General features: G+C 36.2%; 13 protein-coding genes. 6 read left to right on the top strand and 7 right to left on the bottom strand.

Features of this window, described 5'->3' with window-relative positions:
- Window positions 1-108 precede the first annotated feature (108 nt).
- From FJ213_09350 to mce, 4 genes are read right to left on the bottom strand one after another with little or no spacing between them, the layout of a single operon-like run.
- The gene (locus FJ213_09350; GenBank protein ID MBM4176363.1) at window positions 109-1,128 is read right to left on the bottom strand and encodes a T9SS type A sorting domain-containing protein; all 1,020 of its coding nucleotides are present in this window, start codon (window positions 1,126-1,128) and stop codon (window positions 109-111) included.
- 2 nt (window positions 1,129-1,130) lie between these two features.
- Complete coding sequence (locus tag FJ213_09345; protein MBM4176362.1) at window positions 1,131-2,501, bottom strand: insulinase family protein; 1,371 nt, start codon at window positions 2,499-2,501, stop codon at window positions 1,131-1,133.
- A gap of 2 nt (window positions 2,502-2,503) precedes the next feature.
- The gene (locus FJ213_09340; GenBank protein ID MBM4176361.1) at window positions 2,504-3,862 is read right to left on the bottom strand and encodes an insulinase family protein; all 1,359 of its coding nucleotides are present in this window, start codon (window positions 3,860-3,862) and stop codon (window positions 2,504-2,506) included.
- Window positions 3,825-4,229, bottom strand: a complete 405-nt coding sequence (mce, locus tag FJ213_09335) for a methylmalonyl-CoA epimerase (GenBank protein ID MBM4176360.1) — start codon at window positions 4,227-4,229, stop codon at window positions 3,825-3,827. The genes FJ213_09340 and mce overlap by 38 nt, the downstream gene beginning before the upstream one ends.
- A 977-nt stretch (window positions 4,230-5,206) precedes the next feature.
- On the opposite strand from mce, the gene FJ213_09330 reads away from it, so the two are divergent.
- The 5 genes from FJ213_09330 (at window position 5,207) to FJ213_09310 (ending at window position 15,886) form a co-directional block, all read left to right on the top strand.
- The gene (locus FJ213_09330) at window positions 5,207-6,463 is read left to right on the top strand and encodes a T9SS type A sorting domain-containing protein (GenBank protein MBM4176359.1); all 1,257 of its coding nucleotides are present in this window, start codon (window positions 5,207-5,209) and stop codon (window positions 6,461-6,463) included.
- A gap of 40 nt (window positions 6,464-6,503) precedes the next feature.
- Entirely contained in the window at window positions 6,504-8,219 is a 1,716-nt protein-coding gene (locus FJ213_09325; GenBank protein MBM4176358.1) for a T9SS type A sorting domain-containing protein, read from the top strand.
- On the top strand, window positions 8,216-9,886 hold the full coding sequence (locus FJ213_09320) for a T9SS type A sorting domain-containing protein (protein MBM4176357.1): 1,671 nt from the start codon (window positions 8,216-8,218) through the stop codon (window positions 9,884-9,886). Before FJ213_09325 ends, FJ213_09320 begins: the two co-directional genes overlap by 4 nt.
- Before the next feature lie 2,318 nt (window positions 9,887-12,204).
- Entirely contained in the window at window positions 12,205-12,915 is a 711-nt protein-coding gene (locus FJ213_09315) for a T9SS type A sorting domain-containing protein (protein ID MBM4176356.1), read from the top strand.
- Window positions 12,916-12,931: 16 nt separating this feature from the next.
- Window positions 12,932-15,886 carry a T9SS type A sorting domain-containing protein gene (locus tag FJ213_09310; protein ID MBM4176355.1) on the top strand — a complete coding sequence of 985 codons (2,955 nt, stop codon included), beginning with the start codon at window positions 12,932-12,934 and terminating at the stop codon, window positions 15,884-15,886.
- 19 nt (window positions 15,887-15,905) lie between these two features.
- Here FJ213_09310 and FJ213_09305 read toward each other — a convergent pair whose 3' ends face one another.
- Entirely contained in the window at window positions 15,906-18,191 is a 2,286-nt protein-coding gene (locus FJ213_09305) for a pullulanase (GenBank protein MBM4176354.1), read from the bottom strand.
- A 124-nt stretch (window positions 18,192-18,315) separates the two neighbouring features.
- On the opposite strand from FJ213_09305, the gene FJ213_09300 reads away from it, so the two are divergent.
- Entirely contained in the window at window positions 18,316-18,741 is a 426-nt protein-coding gene (locus FJ213_09300; GenBank protein ID MBM4176353.1) for an OsmC family protein, read from the top strand.
- An 11-nt stretch (window positions 18,742-18,752) separates the two neighbouring features.
- Here the strand turns inward: FJ213_09300 and FJ213_09295 are convergent, their stop codons facing one another.
- A complete protein-coding gene (locus FJ213_09295) occupies window positions 18,753-19,184 on the bottom strand; it encodes a hypothetical protein (GenBank protein ID MBM4176352.1) in 432 nt (143 codons plus the stop codon).
- Between the two features lie 16 nt (window positions 19,185-19,200).
- Window positions 19,201-20,703, bottom strand: a complete 1,503-nt coding sequence (locus tag FJ213_09290; GenBank protein MBM4176351.1) for a hydroxylamine oxidase — start codon at window positions 20,701-20,703, stop codon at window positions 19,201-19,203.
- Window positions 20,704-21,253 lie beyond the last annotated feature (550 nt).

Genomic DNA, 21,253 nt, shown 5'->3' with positions numbered 1-21,253 from the left:
TTTATTTCTCTCCGGTTTATTTCTCTCCGGTTTATTTCTGTTCGTCTTAGTTCCATTTGTCTCCTCAGTCTTTTTGTTAAATTTAATATCCTGAGGGGACATTTGGCACTATTTGAGATAAACCATCTTTTTCGTTTCAACGAAATTACCGGCTTTGAGCTGGTAGAAATAAACGGAGCTGCGCAATGGATAATGTAAAATGGAAAATGGATAATTGTAAATCCCAGGTCCAATTACTTCATCAACTAAAACGGCAACTTCTCTTCCTAAAATATCAAATACTCTAATACTAACCTGACTGACTGCTGAAAGCTGAAAGCTGATAACTGTACTCGGATTGAACGGATTCGGATAATTTTGATAAAGCTTATAATCAATTTTTAATAAATCCCCTTCCACTGAAGTTGATGGCGGACGGAATTCTTCAAGCTCTTCTATCTGCCCTGGAATATTCAATCCAAGCGAGTCTACGTAAAGCGGCTCCTGTCTTGATTTAACAATAAATCTATCTTGTGCAAGCCAATCTTGAACCGGAAGACTGAATAAATCGATTAAAAGCGGCGGCAGCGGTGGCGGAAGCGAGATTCGATATTGTATAACTATTTCCGTTTTAAATGTCATCGCATTGAAAGTTCCTGCCGGTACAGTGATCGATTCCGTTCCAAGCCGAGTTCCTCGATAAACAAATCGCAGTGGAAGAGTTCCCATTCCGGGAATCGTTAATGTTGTATCAAGCTGAAAGATCGTGTATCTGCTTCCAAGCGATGCACCGAAGCGGTAGGTTTCAAACCAATCAGGAAGCTTTACTTCGAAAGTATCAAGTTCGATCGACCGCATGTGTGTATAAATGCTCGAACCTTGCGCAGCATACCAAGACGAATCGAACATGATACCCTCTTCTGTTTTTCGAATACTTATTAGAGTTTGCTTCCCCAAAAAGCTTGTAAATGCAAGCGTGGAATCGAACATTGAAATTATTGGCCCGGTTGGTACGCCTGCAGAATCAAGTGCCTGAGTTTTGAATTTCCATACATTCCCAACCGTCGTGGGCAAATACGATGATGCCGTTTGAGAAAATACAATCCCAATTTGAATTATGAAAAGTAATAAAGTTGTTTTGAGCTTCATATTTACTCCAGTACAGATAAATAATTTATCTCTTTCACTTTTCCGAATGTTTTAACTTGCGGCTTAACCTCGCTGCTGTTTGTTACAATCATCATTAAGAGATCGTCCATCAAAAAATATTTTTGAATTGCTTTTTCAATATCGATTCGGGACGCTTTACGAATGTTATTAACCCACTCGGCGAGATAATTCTCTCCTCTATTATAGAATACCATGTCGGCTATATATCTTGTGAGCATTTCCGGCGACTGAAGGTCGCGGGCAAAATCGCCAATCAAATAATTTTTCGCCTTTAAGATTTCTTTTTCAGATGGACCTTTATCTCTGTATTTCTTCAACTCATTGAATAAAACATCGAAGACCTCTTTCACGGTGGAATTTTTGGTAAAGGTGGAAATTAGATACGTTCCTCCATCTTGATATGACGCAAATGAGCTTGAGGCTCCGTATGACAAGCTTCTTTTTACTCTGATCTCTTCAACTAGCCGTGATGTGAATCCAGAGCCAAAGACTGTGTTTGCGACTTGAACTGCATAATAATCTCTATCATTAACTTTCATTCCCTTATTTCCAAATCTGATCTGAGTTTGAGTTACATCTGGTTTATCGATTATTACAAGCTGTTTTCCAGAAAAAAACTCTTGTTCCTTCGATTCAAATTTTAGTTCTTCTCCTTTTTTCCATTGCGCAAAAGCGTTCTTCAGCATTTCGAACATTTCAGTTTTATTAAAATCTCCGAACACAACGAGCAAAGAATTATTTGGTGCAAAATATTTTTTGTAATGCCATTTGACCGCATTCTGGTCGATATTCAATAAAGATTTTTTTCTTCCTTTTAATACTTTCCCATACATGTGTCCTTCGAAGATTTCCAGCGAAAATGCCGTTGAGATAATTGTATTCGGATCGTCGAGGGCTGCATCAATTTCTGCAAGACGTTTTTTGATTTCTTTACTCACTTCTGAAGATGGGAAGATTGGATTCATAACTATGTCAGAAAATACCTTTAATCCATCATTAAAATTAATTTTTAGGAATTCTGATGAAAGACTTACGTAATCATAACTCGTGGAAACATTAATGCTCGAACCGAGGAATTCGATTTCCTCTGCAATACGTTCCGCTTTTCTCAATTCTGTTCCCTTTTTTAAAAGCTCGGATGTAATGCTTGTCAATCCGTCGGAGTCATCAGGATCTAGGCGAACTCCTCCCTTCAATAGCAGGCGGACTTGTATCAAAGGAAGTTTGTTATTTTCAACGAGGACAATTTTCAATCCGTTTTCTAAAGTGTTGACAGAAAAATCTGGTATATCGAGTTTTTGAGTGAATGCTGCTTGAGCGATGATTATCAGTATTAAAATTATTTTTTTCATTTTTATTTCCCCGACTGTAATAATGTAACAACTGTCCGCTGATCTTTGGCTAATATCTTTTTCGCCGCTTCTTTTATCTGTTCTTTTGTGACTGCGCCGTATATTTCGGCCAGTTGAAAAGCATTTTTATAATCTCCCGTCAAAGTGTGAAAGTATCCGAGCCTGAATCCAGTTGATTGATTTGTTTTAAAGTAGCTTATCAATTCACGAATCTTTTTGTTCTTTACTTTTTCAAGCTCGTTGTCTGTCACGCCGTCTTCTATTATATCGTTCAGAATGTCATAAACGTTTTCTTCAATTTCTTTTAACTCCTCGCCCTGTCTTGCCTGCACATAGATCTTAAACAATCCAGGATGCTCAAATTCATCTTGCGAAGTCCAAACTTCCACAGCAAGCTGCTTATCATTTACAAGAGTTTTCACAAGGCGCGAACTTTGTCCCCCAGATAAAATTTCAGAAAGCAAATCCAATGCATAATGCTCTGGATCGGATATAGAAACAGATTTATATCCAATTAAAAAAGAGCTTAGCTGAACGTCGCGTTTCAGTTCAATTCTTTTCTCTCCATTTTGCTGAGGTTCGGCATTGTTGACTTTTACCGGCGGTTTTTGTGCGGGAATTTTTCCAAAATATTTTTCAAAAAGCTTTATTGCTTTCTTCGTATCGAAATCGCCCGTGAGAATTACGACTGCATTGTTCGGCGCATAGTAAGTTTTAAAATAATTTTTTGCATCATCGAGCTTGATATTCTCTAGGTCCCCCATCCATCCGACTACCGGGAATTGATAAGGATGAGCAGCGAATGCGTGTGCGTACAATTCTTCTTCCTGTTTGTTTTCGGGATAGTTATCGACCCGCAGACGTCGTTCTTCCATTACAATGTAGCGTTCCTGTTCGAGATTGTCCTTATCAAGCTTGAGAGATTTCATTCTGTCTGACTCAAGATCAAGAACTAATTCAAGTTTATCCGAATTAAATTCTTCCCAATAATTTGTAAAGTCATTCCACGTACTTCCATTTGAGTAACCGCCATTTTCTTCGAGCAGCCGATCGAATTCTGTCGGTTTATACTTTGCCGATCCATTGAACATCATATGCTCGAAGAGGTGCGAAATACCAGTTATTCCCGGTCTTTCATTCTTTCCGCCAGCTTTGAAATAAACGAAATAGCAGATACTCGGAACTGTGTGATCTTCAACGAACAAAATCTTCATTCCGTTTTTTAAGCTGTGTTCTGTTACGTTAATATTTTGCGCAGGAAGAATAAATGCTGAAAATAGTATCAGAAAAAAAATTAGTTTCTTCATTATTAACCTTATGTAATTATTTCTTGTGTGAACAAATTTCTGTAAGCACTCCATTTGCAGCTTTAGGATGAATGAAAGCAATTTGCAATCCTTCTGCGCCGGTACGCGGCTCGTGATCAATTAGTTGCACATTTTTTTCTTTCAATTCATTCAGTTTCGATTTAACGTCATCGACAGCGAATGCAATGTGATGAATTCCTTCTCCACGTTTATCGATGAATTTAGTGATCGGGCTGTCGGATGAAGTTCCTTCGAGCAGTTCGATTTTCGTCTCGCCGATTTTGAAAAATGCTGTCTTTACTTTTTGATCTGAGACTTCTTCAACTGCGTAACATTTTGACCCAAGAAAATCTTCATAAAATTTTATTGATTCATTCAAGTCTTTTACCGCAATGCCTATATGTTCGATGTGTGTGATCATTGTTGGTGGAATCCTAATTTCTTTCTAAGATAACAATAGAAAACCTAAACTTAAAGAGCCTAAAGCTAGAGAAAATCGGTAATTTCTAGTTAACTTTTCCCTTGCGAATTAAACAACATTATTCCAACTTTATTTGTAGACATGGATATTTATAATGTTTGATAATGGGTTTTTAATAACGAACAATTCAACAGTAGAATTATTAATTGAGTTTAGAAATAATGACAATTAAACTACTAATCCTTTTTCTATTATTCTCTATCCAACCGCTGACTGGGCAAAATTCATTAAAAGTAATGACTTATAATCTGATGGGAATGAAACCCGGCACCAATCCACAGACAAGATTATTTCAAATAATTCAGAATCTTAAACAATTAAATCCAGATATAATTGGACTGCAGGAAATAAACGAAAGCTTAAGCGGCAGCGGACTCGACAATCAAGCAAAAATTATTGCCGACTCTTTGTCGGCGCATTTCGGTTTTATTTATCATTATTTTTATAGCTACACTCATCTTTCATGGAGCAATCAATTCCGAGAGTTTGTCGGTATTGTTTCAAAATTTCCCGTTGAGCAGTCGGGATTTTTACAGTTAGTCCCTGGTGCTTTTCCAAGAAAAGTAGTTTGGAATTATATAAACACCCCTTTGGGGAAAATTAATTTCTTCAACACGCATCTTGATTATCAGACTCAAAGCGTAAGAATCCAACAAGTTCAGCAAATACTTCAGTTCATAACTTCGAAAGACACTACATTCCCGAGTATTGCAACAATTCTGACAGGCGATTTCAATGATACTCCCAATACACCCCCAGTAACTTTATTAACTAGCGGGAATTACTTTGACAGTTTTTATAAAGTCAATCCTTCGGCTGCTGGCTATACAGTTCCATCTAATGCACCTGCTTCACGCATTGACTATATTTTTTCAAACATCGGCAGTCTATTAAAAATTGATTCTTCTAAGGTGGTTATGAATGCCCCATACAGCGGATATAGTTTTTGTTCGGATCATCTTGGTGTGATGTCTTACTTCACTAAAACAGAATCGATTGGCACAATTGATTGGAAAAAATATTTCACGCTTAATTCCGATGAAGGAATTGAGTTTAATCTCGACACAACCGCAATAATTTCAAATGCGGGAGTGCCAGGACTAAATATTACAAATGATAATAAAGTTGTTTTGGGATTTGGTGGTACGGGTTTAATTCGCCGAGGTGCTGCAATATCGACTGACACCGGAAAAACTTTTAGTGTATTATCAGGAATAAACTCACCGCAGCAAGTCGATGGCGGATTTATTTATCTGCTAGATGGAAGAACTCGCTTTGTAACAGAAGAACCAGCGCCGGACAAAACTCCAACAAGACACAAAAGCAGAATCGTAAGCTACATCTCCTCCGATGGCTATAACTTTGTAAAAGAATTTGGAATACGTTATCAGCCTGGTTTGGCAGACGATTCCATTTCAAGCGTTCCTTCGGTGATACAAATTCAAGATTCTATTTGGAGAATGTACTACGTGGGTGATTTTTACAGAACGAATGGAACTCGGACTGCAATTACAACAGATTGGGGATTGAATTGGAGGGCTGAGTCTATCGGAAATATTCTTGGAGTTGACGACGTCGATCCTCATCCTGTTTATCTCACAAATGGAAATATAAGATTGTACTATCGAACAAAAATGCGCGGCGGAGTTCCAGGGCAGAGCGGGATTGCTTGTAATGACGGTGATGGAAGATTTTTCGATACAACAAAATATAGATTATTAATTCCCGATGGAACAAAAGGTCTCGCTCTCTTGCTTGATCCTGCAGTGATAAAATATTCAAATGGAAAGGTCGCGTGTTATATTGGCGAGTTCGCAGCATTCGGCAATCCAACAATTCCAAAAATTGTGGCTGCTTGGGGAGAAAACTCAACAAATGTGAAAGCTGAAAATTTTATACATCCGCAGCAGATTCGACTCTTTCAAAATTATCCAAATCCATTTAATCCAGTAACTAGTATTGTGTATTTAGTACCGAGAAAAGAACATGTTCTATTGAAAGTTTATGATGTACTTGGACGTGAAGTTGCAACGCTTGTTGATGAAATTAAAGATGCTGGATTCTATCATTTTCCATTTTCAATTTTACATTATCCATTGCGCAGCTCCGTTTATTTCTATCAGCTCAAAGCCGGTAATCGCGTTGAGACGAAAAAAATGGTTTATATTAAGTAACCTTTTGGTAATATTTATCTAGAATAGGATAATTATAAGGATGAAAAGTTTTATAAATTTATTTTTGTTTTTTTTAATAAAAAAATTCGCTTTTATTTTCCTGATTCTTGCAGCCTATACACCTTTACATGCTCAAACTAACACATTTGAGATTATATATAACCTTGGGCACGTAACACTTCCATATAGTCTTGAGATTACAACCGATGAGGATTATTTAATTTCTGGAACTAACGTAAACTACTCCAATCTTGATGGAGAAATTTTCATTAAAAAAATAAATAAAGTAGGAAAAGAAAGTTTTCATAAAATTATAAAAGGGACAAGAAACTACAATCCAAACCGCGTTTGCGCAATTGAAACCTCAGATGGTGGTTATGCTGTTGTCGGCACTTGCGATACTCCATTTTATATTAACATTTATATAATAAAGCTAGATAGTTTGGGTAATCTAATTTGGGAGAAAAAATTAGGTGGTACAACTGACCACGCGGGACATTTCATTCAACAAACTTATGACGGCGGTTATATAATTGGCGGATCAAAAAAAAATTCCGCTTCGGGCTGGGACATGTTTCTTCTCAAAACTGATTCTCAAGGAAATGAATTATGGTCAAGAATTTTCGGTGGAACTCGAAGCGATTATGGTTGGGTTGTGAGACAATCCAAAGACAGCGGATTTGTATTTATCGGAACAACGACATTTGGTATCAACTCGAAAAGAGTCTATCTGGTAAAAACTGATGTAAACGGAAATATTCTCTGGCAGAGGAAATTAAATGAAACTCAAAATGCGTTTGCCAATTATTTCCTTAGCAAAACGATTGATAACGGATTTATTATCACAGCTCAGAATTATTTGATAAAAATCGACTCAGTTGGATATCCTATTTGGACAAGAACCCTCTCCTCTCCGTTAAATTCAGCAACAGAATCTTTTCAAAAAAATATTGTGATTGCCGGAGATAACGGTTTATTTGTTACAGATCGAAACGGAATTTTAAATTGGGAATGGCACCCTCCGACTACTCAGAAAAAGAATGTTATGGCATTGCAAACTCCCGATAGTGGATTTATAATTCTTGGAAAAATCGGTATAAGCGGCAGCGAAAAAACATGGATTGCTAAATTAGATAAATTAGGTTCAAATAGACACGTTCAATTGCTTTTTCCAATTGGCGGCGAAACATTCACAATCGGAGATTCGGTGTGGATTAAGTGGAAAAGTGATTATGTTGAGAATGTCTTCATAAGATTAAAGTATAATTTTTCTTACCAGTCCATTCATGAAAGTTACTCAGCAGACAGCGAAAAATATCTTTGGGTTGTACCTAACTCACCCTCAAATGATTGTTACATCGAGGTGTTTGATGCATCAGATTATTCTTATGGCGCTTCGAATGCGGCACCGTTTATTATTAAAGAAAAGACCGATGTTAACGATAAATCCAGTTCGTTTTATTTCAATCTCTATCAAAATTTTCCAAATCCTTTCAATTCAATCACGAAGATAAAATATACGATTCCAACAGAGATGCCATCGATCTCAACAAATAATCAAGTAATTTCTCAACATGTTAAATTAGAATTATACGATGTGCTTGGCAGAAAGATCAAAACTCTTGTTGATGAATTAAAATCAGCTGGCGAACATGAAATAAACTTGGATGCTGATAAATTAACCAGCGGAATTTTTTGGTATACACTAAATTATAGAGGTAATGCAATTGTTAAAAAATTGGCGATTGTGAAATGAACCTCACATTCGTCAGAGTTATGATAATAACCTTTATCTCTTTTGAGATTTCTTCTTCTCAATCTATTACCTTTCAAAGAACTTTCAGAATCAGCGACAAGCAAATAGGATATTCAATTCAACAAACAAATGATTTGGGTTATATCATATCGGCTACTTCGCTAAATAATCTATTGTTAACAAAAATAGATTCGCTAGGAAATCAAAAGTGGACACAATCTTTCCCAGGATTAAATCAATTGAATTTAACCCGATCATTCGCACAATTAACTCGTGACAGTGGTTTTATTTTAACGGGCGCTGTGAATCGGGAAAGTAATTGGGATATCTCCTTAATTAAAACCGATAAGAATGGAACTGTTATCTGGTCAAAATTTATTGGAACGCCTAAGAACGAGATGAGCTACTTTGTTACGCAAACTTCAGACAATGGATTTGTAATTGCCGGCTCAATTCAAAATTCAACATGGGATCTTTACTTCGTTAAAACCGACATGAATGGCGATACGCTTTGGTCATATAGTATTGACTTTGGAAAAAACGACTTCGGGTGGAGCGCATTAGAACTAGATGATGATGGGTATATTTTTATTGGATCGATGTCCATTAGCATAACTCAGTCCAAATTAATTGCATTAAAACTTGATCACAGCGGAAATCTTCTTTGGGTAAGAAAATATTCAATGAATGCTTCGAGTAATGTTGGTTATTCATCTCAGAGATTGGGCAACGGGTCGATACTAATTCACGGCGGAAGTTCAATTATTACCGCCGATACTAAAGGTTATCCCAAAGAAATAATTTCAACCGGTTATAAAGGAATGTCTGTTAAACAAACTTCAGACGGCGGCTTCATTATGCTGACATCTACAAATCTTTTTAAATATGACAAATATGGAAGCTTACAATGGCGCAATGATTTTTTTTATTGGGGGTACTTGATTGGCTATATTTCAGCAAATTACGTTGAACAGGCTCAAGACGGCGGATTTATTATTACAGGTTCTTATGCACACGGTTCAAGTATTCAGATCTTTGTTGTTAAAACAGATTCGCTCGGCAGATATAAAAGAATAATTGTTCTTGCACCAAACGGAGGCGAGCAATTGCAGGCAAATAGCATATTTAAAATTAAATGGCAGCATACATTTGCTAAATTTGTTACAATTCAATTTCAAACAAATGAGGATGGAAAATGGCATACTATAGTACAAAACTTTCCTGCCGATTCATTGAGTTACAACTGGACAATTCCTCATATAAACGAACGTGGCGCTCTATTAAGAATAACCGATGTGAACGATGGCAGTAGTTTTGATGAAAGTAATGGACATTTTAAAATCTTTATCCCATCAAGCGTAGATGGAAATTATTCGATAAATGAATTTTCCCTTTATCAAAACTTTCCCAATCCTTTTAATTCAAGAACATTGATTCGATATGTAATTCCAACACAAGAGACGCAAAATGCAATGACTTTACCACAAGTTACATTAAAGATCTATGATGTTCTTGGCAGAGAATTACAAACTCTGGTCGATGAACCTAAACCGCCAGGTGAATATGAAATTGAACTTGATGCAATTGGATTCGCGAGTGGAGTGTATTTTTACAAACTACAAGTCAACAATAGATTCATTTCTAAGAAAATGATTATATTACAGTAGTGTTTATCGTAACATTATGAAGTGTCCTAGTGCCTAAAATGATACAAAGATTATTATACATTGTTTCACTGGTCATTATCTTTTTTAATCTCTCCACACACTCACTCTCTGCCCAAATAATTACTTTTGAAAAAATTATTGGGGACACGAACTACACAGAAAATGCAACATCTGTAGTTTGCCCTGATGAAAATAGTTTAATTATAGCTGGGATTTCATTGAACATTTACTCACAAGAATCGAAAGCCATTATTACAAAATTAGATAAGCATGGTAATTCTGTATGGACTCTGGAGTTTGAATGTATAACAAACAAATCATATGGTAGAAATAAAGTACTTCTTTCTAATGATAACCATTTAATATTTATGTACACATCTCGCGAATCGAGAATTGCTCTTGCTAAGATCACAACCGATGGTTTACAAATCTGGCAGAAAGAAATCGCTGGAGCATTTAATTATATCGGTCATGATATGATTTTAACAAAGGATAATGGTTTAGTAATTGTCGGCAATCAAAAGATTGCGGCCAGTGACATATTAGTAATTAGAACAGACCCTGAAGGTGAAATCCAGTGTTTAAAAGTCCTGGACGCTGGTAAAAATGAGTACGGTTATACTGTAAAACAGACCCTTGACAATTGTTTTGTCATATTGGGTTCTTATGAAACCTCTCTTACTAAGAGAAGAATTTTTCTTACTAAGCTCGATTCTCTTGGTAATACACTCTGGCAAAGAAAATTTGATATAGCATCATACTATGGAAAAGTAGTTTTTGATCTTCAAGTGACTAATAATGACTATTTAATTATAAGCGGTGGAAAATCGCTTTATTTTACAAATAATATTGGGCATCCAATTTGGTCAAAAACCTTCGATACTAAAATATATTCAATCGTATCTCTGAATGATTCAGCATTTTTTATCGCTACTTCAGAAGATGTGTATCAAAAGCCAAATGAAATCATAAAATTAGATTTTTATGGAGTTGTATTAACTCGGAAAACGTTCTCAGGGGTAACGGAGGAGATTAAAGTATCTCTAGACAGCGGATTAATTTTTACTGGAAATTATAAAGGTGATTATTGGATATTAAAATCGAATAAAGATTTATTTTACAAAAAGCTTTTTTTACTTCAACCTAAAGTTTCTGAAAAAATCTGGGGCGGATTCAATTATTTAATTATGTGGAATAGTCTTAACATCGATTTTTATAACATTGAGTATTCAACTGATAATGGTTTAACATGGATAAGCATAATAGAGAATTATTCATCGACTTCTAATTCGTTCACATGGAAAGTACCATCAATCACAACTAAATTGTGTAAAATTAAAATAAGGGACGCAACTGGCTTAGGTCCAGTTACAATTATTGAAACTCCGATTGAAATAATTTCACCTAATAATAATGAAGATTATATAGCAATTAACAATGTTCTGATGTGGTTTGACAATACAGGTGTCGGCTCTCATTCCTCCTCTGCAAATAGAGCCGGTTTTTTATGGCCTGGCGGAATTAACTCAATAAATCAACTTTCATTTAAAGATGGTTTCCTTTGGTCTTTTTATGCTACTTACCCTTCTTTAACCGCTGGGGGAAGTTCATATAGGAGCGGACTCCAACCCGGGCAGATACTCCCTGGAAAAGTCCCATCAAACCCAAACGATTCACGTTTCAAGATTTGGAAAATCAAAAAAAATTGGGAATCTCTACCCCCAAGTTTAGAAAAAGATCGATTACAATATGATTATATTAATTGGCCTATAGATTTGGGTGCTCCATGGGAAGATATTAATCTGAATGGATTCTACGATCCTGGAATCGATAAGCCCAAGTTCTACGGAGATGAAACTAATTGGTTTATAATGAACGACTTAGATACAACCAAAACTATTGCTCTATTTGGTTCAAAACCGATTGGTTTAGAAATTCACTCATATATATTTGGTTATAAAAAAGAAAACTTTTTAAATGATGTGATATTTAAAAAATATAAAATCATCAATAAATCCAGCAAAAATCTTGAAAACTTTATCTTTAGCTATTGGGCTGATCCAGATATCGGAAATCGGTTTGATGATTATTGTGGTGGTGATATCTCTCTGAACCTTGCGTATTGCTATAATACTTCAAATTATGACTCTATTTGGGGTGAATCTCCACCAGTTATAGGATACAGTATTTTGCAGGGACCGAAACAAACGGCGACTATCATCGATTCTGCATTTTTCAACGATAAATGGATAAAGGGTTATAAGAATCTTCGAGCACGAGCATTTATAATTAATACACCACCAGAACAAGGTAGATTAATGATATATATAGAGCCGCATAAAGGTTCCCATGCTGGAACTCCTTATGCTCTGAGGAATTATCAACAGGGAGCCGGATATCAGGGTGAATATATCTATGATCCAATTACATTTGTAGGAACTCGATTTTGGTTAACTGGCGATCCTGTTAGTGGAATTGGGTGGTATGAGGGACCTGGTTGGCCATCTACGTTATACACGACACCTCGCCCCGATGATGGAAACAGAAGAATGCTCATATCAACTCATCCATTTACATTTGCTGTAAATGATACACAAGAGGTTGTAATTGTAATTATGGCAGCACGCGGCAGCAGTAATCTTCAAGGAATTGAAATGCTAAAAAATAATTTTCGTCAATTAAATCTACAATCTTATTCTGGCTTATTAACTAGCGTAGGTGAAACAACAACTTCGAGAAATTATTCTTTTGTTCTACACCAAAACTTCCCCAATCCATTCAATTCAAGAACAATGATTCGATACGTAATTCCAACATTAGAGACACAAAACGCAATGACTCTACCAAAAGTTACATTAAAGATCTACGATGTTCTTGGCAGAGAAATAAAAACTCTGGTTAACGAACCCAAACCGTTAGGGGAATATGAAATTGAACTTAATGCGAGCGGATTTGCGAGTGGAGTTTACTTTTACAAATTGGAAGCAGGAAAATATTCTGCTACTAAAAAATTAATTCTTTTAAGATAATATTACGGAGATTTGTATGAGATTAAAGCTTTTCGCTTCTCTTTCTTTTCTCTTTTTTCTGAATCTTTCTCTCTTTTCACAACAGAAATATATTGCTGACCAGATCATAGTCAAAATCTCTGCCGATGAATTCCCAAATTTTTCGCCAAAATCAAAAAATGGAGTTCTCGAAACCGGAATAAGCACCATTGATGAGCTAAATAGAAAATATCAAATCAATTCCATCGAACCGTTCTTAAAATTCAAACCAAAAGATACTGAGCTTGATAAAGAATTTGGCTTATCGAGAATTTTTGTCTTTAACTTCCCGAGTTTTCTAAACCCAAAATTTATTTCCAATGAATTCAGCAAGCTTGACGTTGTTGAATCGGCTGAACCAAATTATGTTTATTCCACAACTTCATATCCAAATGATCCTAATTATCAAAAACAATGGGCTCACGAGAATCGTGGACAGGTCATTCCGTTGGGGGGCGGCGCTCCGGTTGGAACACCTGGTGTTGATATCGAAACAAGAAAAGCGTGGACAATCACTATAGGATCAAGAGATTTAATTCTTGCGATTTTAGATACTGGACTTGACTACCATCATCCGGAATTTGCCGGCAGGATAATTCCAGGATATGATTTTAAATACGGCGACGATGATCCTATGGACGACGATGGACATGGAACAGTGATGTTTGGAATTGCTGCCGCAACAGGCAATAACAATATCGGAATGGCAGGTGTAGATTGGAATTGCCGTCTTCTGCCAGTCAAAGTAATTGGCAAAGGAACGGGTTCAGAACAATCTGTATCGAATGGAGTTATTTTTGCTGCAGACAGCGGAGCAAAAGTAATTTCGATGAGCTGGGGAAGTACGACAAATTCCGGTTATCTTAAATCGGCAATCGATTATGCTTATGCAAAAGGTTGTGTGTTATTTGGTTCGCGAGGCAATTGGAACGATACTGCATCGTTTTATCCTGCTTCATATACAAATGTTATGGCAGTGGGCGCTTTAAGTCCATGCGATGGAAGAAAAACTTTTTCAACTTGCGATGGAGAGAACTGGGCAAGCAATTACGGTATCGATTTGGATTTTCTGGCACCTGGAACAAGAATTTTTTCAACTGACATGATAGGGCAGCTTGGCTACTCACCGAATGAATATTTTCAATTTGCAAACGGTACATCGGCAGCAACACCTCATGCCGCAGGAGTCGCAGCTTTGATTCTTTCACTTAATCCATTCTTGAGCCAGGATTCTATCCGAAATCTGATGAGATATTCATGTATCGATTTGGGTTCAGATGGATTCGATTTGGAAACAGGTTATGGAAGATTGAATGCATTTAGAACTGTAAAGAATATTTCAAAACAAAAACTATTTGCTGGCCCAAATAAAATTATTTTCTCGGAGACTGAAGTTGGAACAACCAAAGATTTATATTTAGATTTTTACAATAACACAGATGCCTCCAGATCAATCTCCTTAAACTTTTCGGATTCAGGATATGCAGCTGATAGAAACAATTTTACAGTTTTGAAAGATCGTTTTGAGATTGTAAAAATCCAATTTCATCCGACACGGACCGGTAAATTTACTTCCATATTAAGCTGCAATGCCGGGGATACAACTATAATTATTCTAATAGAAGGAAATGCTGTCTATTATCCTAAGGTATCACTCTCATCCTCATCACTTCATTTTAATCTAAATAATACAGATTCAACAAAAACTTCCTTAATAATAAACAATTCTGGCCTTGCCGATCTAAGTTGGAAGCTCAATGGTGTTAATTTTGAAAATTCTTTTACTCGCTCATATCCAGAACATTATTACACAAAACTAAAACGAAAAGGGGAGCCCGATACACGTGTGGGAATAAGGCAAACTGAGAAATCTGGCGGGATTGATAAATTTGGTTATTGGTGGATAACGAACGAGCACTCTAAAGGTCCTTCTTACAGCTTTACAGATATTTCAACCACTGGAACGAAAATCAATCTGCTTCAGGTTAATTCCAATCTTCCAGCCAAGGATGAGGGTTTTGGAATAATTGACCTTCCATTCGATTTTATTTTTTACGGTTTTACGTTTAACAAAACTGTGGTTTCGTCCAACGGATTTATTACGTTCAACTTTTATTTTTTTGAAGAGTCCAGTATTAATTATCCAATCCCGAGTTTTAATCGCCCGGATGCAATCATCTCTCCGTTTTGGACAGACTTAGACGGAACAAAAAAAGGGGATATTTATTATCAGCAGATTGATGATAAGTTTATTATTCAGTGGAACAATTGGGATTATTGGCCTTCGTCAAATGGAGATCTTACTTTTCAAATTATTCTTTTTTCAAATTCATCCAAAGTGCAATTTGTGTACAGTAAAATAAATTCAACTTGGAATTTTGAGACGATTGGAATAGAGAATTTTGACGGGAATGATGGATTGGAGATTGCTTTCAATACTAGTTTTATTAAAAATAATCTGCTTTTAGAAATCGACCTTTTCTTATCATCAAATCCAATTAGCGGAAATATTCTTCCTATGTCATCTCAGCCAATATTTCTAACTGCGAAGTCAAAGGGATTGAAGTCGGACGTTTATCATACAGAAATACTTCTATCAACAAATGATCCTAACAATATTGAGATTAAAATCCCAGCAACTGTTTCGATCTCAACGAACATTTCTGACAAGAATGATATACCGGATAAATTCGTATTGTATCAAAATTATCCGAATCCGTTTAATGGAGTAACTAGTATTGTGTATTTAGTACCGAGAAAAAAACATGTTCTATTGAAAGTTTATGATGTACTTGGACGTGAAGTTGCAACGCTTGTTGATGAAATTAAAGATGCTGGATTCTATCATTTTCCATTTTCAATTTTACATTATCCATTGCGCAGCTCCGTTTATTTCTATCAGCTCAAAGCCGGTAATCGCGTTGAGACGAAAAAAATGGTTTATCTCAAATAGCTCAACCAAAATAATTAGTTCAAAACGATTTAACGAGAATTATTCCTTCCGTTGGTTCAAGTTTTAAAATGTCTTTTACAATTTTCTGTTCATCTTTTGAATTATAAACTTTTATCCCGTCTGCAAGAACATACCATTCACCAGATGGGATTGATATTTCGCTTTTATTCTTATTGCTTCCATTCACAAATACAAGCAATTCGGCTTGATCTTTCATTTTCGAAATGTAACCAACCGCAAATTCATTAGTTGAATCGGAAATAAAAGTAAGATCTGATAAGGAAGATTTACGAAGCTGAGGGTATTTCTTTTTTAGATTAATTATTCCCTTGTAGTAAAGTAGAAGCTCTTTGTTCCAATCAACGTGCTCATAGTTGATATAGTTAGTTTCGTTATCTTTATCATAGCTGTTATGATCGAGTGTGCCGATATGAATATCCGGTGTCGATGTAAGTGCAATTATTTTTGAACGTGCAAACTCTTGCCCGGAATGGATCATAACAGGACCTTGAAGCGAGAAAAGAGTTAATGCTGCAAGTTTATGAATCTTCAATTCCTCCTTTGAAAGGGTCACTAATTTTTTTGCGTCTCTTACCGCGTCATGTCTTTCGATCTTTCCGGTTGCTAAACGGACAAAATCGCCAAGTGTATAACCATCGTGCGACTCAAGATAATTTATCGAGTGTTCAGATTTTTGAAACAAGCCAGTCATTTTCTCAAGCGTTCCGGAAAAGAATTTTTTCATCGATGCAGTATTCACACCATGATCCCAATTCCCGAAAATGAATCCTTTTCGATTAAATGGATTTTCTCCTTTAATTCCGTTTCTCGCGACATCGTTCCATGCCGCCCATCCTATTTTCGAAAATCCTGCAGGATCGTATCCACCTCCCCATGGCTCGGCAATAATAATTACATTCGGATTTATTTTTTTGGTTTCTTCAATTATCAGTTCACAAGTTTCTCGGTCAATTAACTGTGCCAAATCAAATCGAAATCCGTCGATTTTATATTCGGTCATCCAATGTATAATACTTTCGAGAATTAGTTTTCTGAATAAAGGGCGTTCAGTTTTTGTATCATTGCCGCATCCGCTGAATGAAAGAAAGTTTTGTGATGAATCCAATCCGAAATAATATTTTTTATCGATGTACTTAAACGGATTCCAATCATATTGCGAACAGTGGTTGTAAACTACATCGAGAATAACCGCGATCCCTTCCTTGTGAAATGTTTTTACCATTTCTTTAAATTCGTGAACTTGCCTTCCATCCGTTCCGTTCCATTCTCCAATATTGCTTTTCCCATTCGAAGAATAATAACTTTCCGGAGCAAAGAAATAAGTTGACATATAGCCCCAATGATTTCTTTCGTATGGATTCCACGAATTATAGAACCCGCGATGATTTCGTTTATACGGAATCTCCCAATTCGCAAAGTCGTGAACGGGCAGGAGCTCGACCGCATTCACTCCAAGCTCTTTTAAATAATTAATTCCGCCACGGATATTTTTTTCTGTCAATCCAAGATACGAGCCGGGATTTTTTGCTTGCGAAGAAGAATGTGCAGTCATATCACGCACGTGCATTTCATAAATTACTAATTCATCTGGTGAGTGTTTCACCCAACCTGTATTTTCCCAGTCAAAATCATTTCTGTGAATTAATGTCCGCGATTCGTGTTCATAAGAGTTTTTTGATGCAACTGCAGTTGAATAGGGATCTGCAATTAATACATTTGCATCGAACATTTCTGTTTCATCTTGAGGACCATCTACTCTATAAACGTAATATTTATTCCACAATTCTTCTTCGATGGTTAATCTCCATACTCCATCTGTATCGCGGCTCATAAAATATTCTTTTCCGAATTCGTCTCTTACATCATCGAAAAGAACAAGCTTGACCATCGACGCCCTCGGTGCAAAAATATTGAAATTTGTTCGCTCGTTTTTTATTTCCCATCCTAGCTTCTTCTCTGTTGTGAATTTATCAAAGACTCGCCCTGGTTCAGCTTTAACTTTCCCGAAATTCTTTATTTCTATAAATATTGGCTCCGAAAGTTCTATCTCTGATGTGTAAAGAAACAGTACGTCATGATGCTGTTCAATACTTTTTAATACTGCCCCTTGCAGTTTGACATCTTCGGATTTTATTGTCAGATTGTTGTACGGCAGTTTTACTGCAATCGAATCGAAACTTACTATCTCTGCCGAGAGCTTAAGTTGTGCTGTTGTTGTTCGTGTCATACTAGTAATTAATATTACTGATAAAAATATTATCGAGATTATCGAATGATTTTTCATTTTAATACCGATTTTACGTCTCAAATATAATAAAACTTATTAAGCGAATTTGGACTGTATTTCGAATTCATAATTGAAACCAATTTTCAAATAAACCATCAAACTCTTAAAGGAAAGATTTTATATGAAAACGAAAAAAGCTTATATCAAACAAATTTCTGGAATTACATTCGCTGGAAAAACCGATTCAAATCACTGGCTAACAATGGATGGACCCGAAGAGTTCGGCGGAAGCAACGCCGGCATCAGGCCGAAAGAATTAATTCTCCTTGGATTGGCTGGTTGCACCGGGAGTGATGTGGTTTCTATTCTTAAGAAAAAACGGATTGTTTTGACAGATTTTGAAATCAACATTGAAGCCGAAGTCTCCGATGAACATCCGCAAGTCTTTACTAAAATAATTCTCGAATATGTCTTTTATGGCAGTGGGATTAAGAAAGAAGATATCGAAAGAGCAATCGAACTCTCTCAGACAAAATATTGCTCAGTCTCCGCAATGCTGAAAAACTCAGTTGAGATTGTGCATGCATTTGTAATTAAAGAAGATTAATTCGTTGAGTTTTACTCTAGCTTTTTAATCTTCATCAGCGCGGAATAATCTGCTATCTGCCGTGTTGAATCTGTGTGCGGATATGGATCTAGCTGCATTAATGTAATGCGATAGCCCAGTGTATCAATATATTTATGAGCAACTGTATCTGCTCTTCCAACAAATCCTTCAATCTTCAGATTAAATTTTCTTTCATACATACTGGGCGTAAAAAGTTTAAATTCCAAATTCGCTTCGCCCTGCCAAACACAAACGACATTTGAAGGACAGCGAGATTCTGAAAGGACCTCATTGAAAGTCAAATAAATTGGTTCGGCGCCAATTGAAATGGTTTGTTTATATTTGAGCCAAACCTCCTCAAGCAGCGTTGAAGAAGAGTCTACTGACGAATCCTCGCTGCAAGAAAAAACCAAGAGAGGAAAAAGCAGCATAAACTTTTTCATATTAACTCCAGATTATTTACTTCTTTATTTTCTTGTGCACCTCAATCCAATCTTTCATTTCAGCAAGATTGTTTGAAAGATCCCACCACCCATTTTTGAATGCAGCATAGTCGGGTCCTGACATCGCTGATGCGTATCGAATCGAATTTGAGTACAACAGCCATTGCTTAATCCACTTTATTTCTATGGTTTCATCAAATGGATTGTTCTTATTCGCTAAACCGGCATTCCACGCTTCAAGTAAAAGCTGCGTGGCGGTTAAGGTCATTTTATTAGTTTCCTCAATCGTCTTATCAAGTTTCTTAAAATGATTCGTTGCGTAAGTTGTTGAATGGCATGATTGGCAAACTTTACTCATTTTTACTATTCGAGCAGATTGCTCTTCTTTTGAAATTAAAAACTCACTCGCATTTTCTCCGGTGAAAGTTGTCGGAAGTAGAAGTCCATCTTTATTTCTGATTATTGAAGTGTTTCCATTTTTTGGCTGCGGATGTGCATAAATTAATCCGAAAAGCCTCGTCCACAAACGAGAGCCAAAATCGTGTGAACGTTCGGCAATTATATCTCCGCTTGAGTTCACTAATAAACTGTTATGACAGGAAGTGCAGGTTGGTGCAGAAAAATCTTTTCCAACTGTCCAGGGAACATTCGTCCAGTTCCATTTTTCTTTTTTGGATTCAAAAATATTCCCGTGTTTACTTTCTTTATAAACGTTGTATGCCGGCACGTCAGGTTCTAAGTGACACTGTCCGCATGTATATGGCTTGCGTGCGATCTCGATTGAAAAACTGTGCCTCGGATGACACGATGTACATGCGCCCTTGCTTCCATCCGGATTAATTCTTCCTACTCCATGATTTGGCCAATTCGAAAGATTGGGGATTTCAATTTCGCCGAGATCTGTTTCAACACTACGCATTCCTTTTACTTCAATCTTCGTTCCATGACAAGCATAACAACTTTCACTTCTTGCGTTTTCAAACTCTTTAGTCTGAACGATTTTTCCATTTTTAAATTCTTTTGTGCTCGTTATCGTTTCGACTAAAGTGTGATAAACCGGATTCTCCTCAAGATTACCAATAGCATTTGCCTTTTTGCTTTCAGAATATTGCGTTGCTTCTATAGGATGACAAGTGCTGCAATCGTTCGGACTGACTATAACATTTATACGATAACCAAAATGGTCGAAATTGTCTTTATGCGAATCTGCATTCAGACTATGACACTCATAACAGCCGATTACTTTATCACCGAATTTTTCCTGAATTTTGTTTGAGGAAACTCTTTTTTCTAATTCAGGTTTAGAAATCGCTTGCTGCAAATTTATTTTTGAGTGGAGGCTTGTCTGCCAATCTTCTACGATTCCAGGCGTTACAGATGAGTGGCAATCTAAACATGCCTCAGATTCTTCGCTTAGCTTAAGGGCTGAGTTGATATTTTTTTCTTTTGTGGGAAGTGAGGCAACAAAAAAAACTGGCACAAAGAATATAAATGAAAAGAGGAGGATTCTATTTCTCATACTTAGTTCCTTTGATTTCGAATTGATCAACTTGAAAATATGAACTCACGATCAAGACTTTTGACTTGAGTAAATATACATTCTTTTAGAGTAAATCAAAATTCCATTCACTTCTTATTAAATTATTCGGACTTATTTAAGAATGACATCATTCAATCGCTGAAAATCTCAACTTGCTCTGTTGAAAAAATAATCAAATCAAAGTTCTTCATTTATAAAGAATTACAACACTATCCTGTTTTGTTGTGTAAATATATTCATCAATAAAAATTAAAGATCAAATTCTTCTTTCACAGAAACTTTCTCCTAACCTCTTGATACTAAAGAGGTTAAAGTGGTATTTATTTATCTATTCCATTATGGCACTCAAATTGTTTTCTTTTCTCAAGAAAACTTAAGGAAGATATGCCATGACAGCAATATTAGTCGCGTTAATGTTTCTTATCACCATAACTGTTGGTTTGATAATTACAAAAGTCCGTGAAAAAAAACGAGATGAAGCAATAGCTGTTCCAAAATCTCATAGCTATGCTGTATTTTCAAAAGATTC

Source organism: Ignavibacteria bacterium, assembly GCA_016873845.1.
In the GTDB taxonomy this organism is placed as follows: Bacteria; Bacteroidota; Ignavibacteria; order Ch128b; family Ch128b; genus JAHJVF01.
The sequence above is the reverse complement of the archived record's forward strand: the minus strand, read 5'-3'. Positions and strand labels throughout refer to the sequence as shown.

Coding starts and splice junctions, on each gene's coding strand:
- FJ213_09300 (MBM4176353.1), top strand. CDS start 18,316: ATGAAAACGAAAAAAGCTTATATCAAACAAATTTCTGGAATTACATTC.
- FJ213_09340 (MBM4176361.1), bottom strand. CDS start 3,862: ATGGAGTGCTTACAGAAATTTGTTCACACAAGAAATAATTACATAAGG.
- FJ213_09305 (MBM4176354.1), bottom strand. CDS start 18,191: ATGAAAAATCATTCGATAATCTCGATAATATTTTTATCAGTAATATTA.
- FJ213_09315 (MBM4176356.1), top strand. CDS start 12,205: ATGATATATATAGAGCCGCATAAAGGTTCCCATGCTGGAACTCCTTAT.
- FJ213_09290 (MBM4176351.1), bottom strand. CDS start 20,703: ATGAGAAATAGAATCCTCCTCTTTTCATTTATATTCTTTGTGCCAGTT.
- FJ213_09320 (MBM4176357.1), top strand. CDS start 8,216: ATGAACCTCACATTCGTCAGAGTTATGATAATAACCTTTATCTCTTTT.
- FJ213_09295 (MBM4176352.1), bottom strand. CDS start 19,184: ATGAAAAAGTTTATGCTGCTTTTTCCTCTCTTGGTTTTTTCTTGCAGC.
- FJ213_09310 (MBM4176355.1), top strand. CDS start 12,932: ATGAGATTAAAGCTTTTCGCTTCTCTTTCTTTTCTCTTTTTTCTGAAT.
- FJ213_09325 (MBM4176358.1), top strand. CDS start 6,504: ATGAAAAGTTTTATAAATTTATTTTTGTTTTTTTTAATAAAAAAATTC.
- FJ213_09330 (MBM4176359.1), top strand. CDS start 5,207: ATGAATGCCCCATACAGCGGATATAGTTTTTGTTCGGATCATCTTGGT.
- mce (MBM4176360.1), bottom strand. CDS start 4,229: ATGATCACACACATCGAACATATAGGCATTGCGGTAAAAGACTTGAAT.
- FJ213_09345 (MBM4176362.1), bottom strand. CDS start 2,501: ATGAAAAAAATAATTTTAATACTGATAATCATCGCTCAAGCAGCATTC.
- FJ213_09350 (MBM4176363.1), bottom strand. CDS start 1,128: ATGAAGCTCAAAACAACTTTATTACTTTTCATAATTCAAATTGGGATT.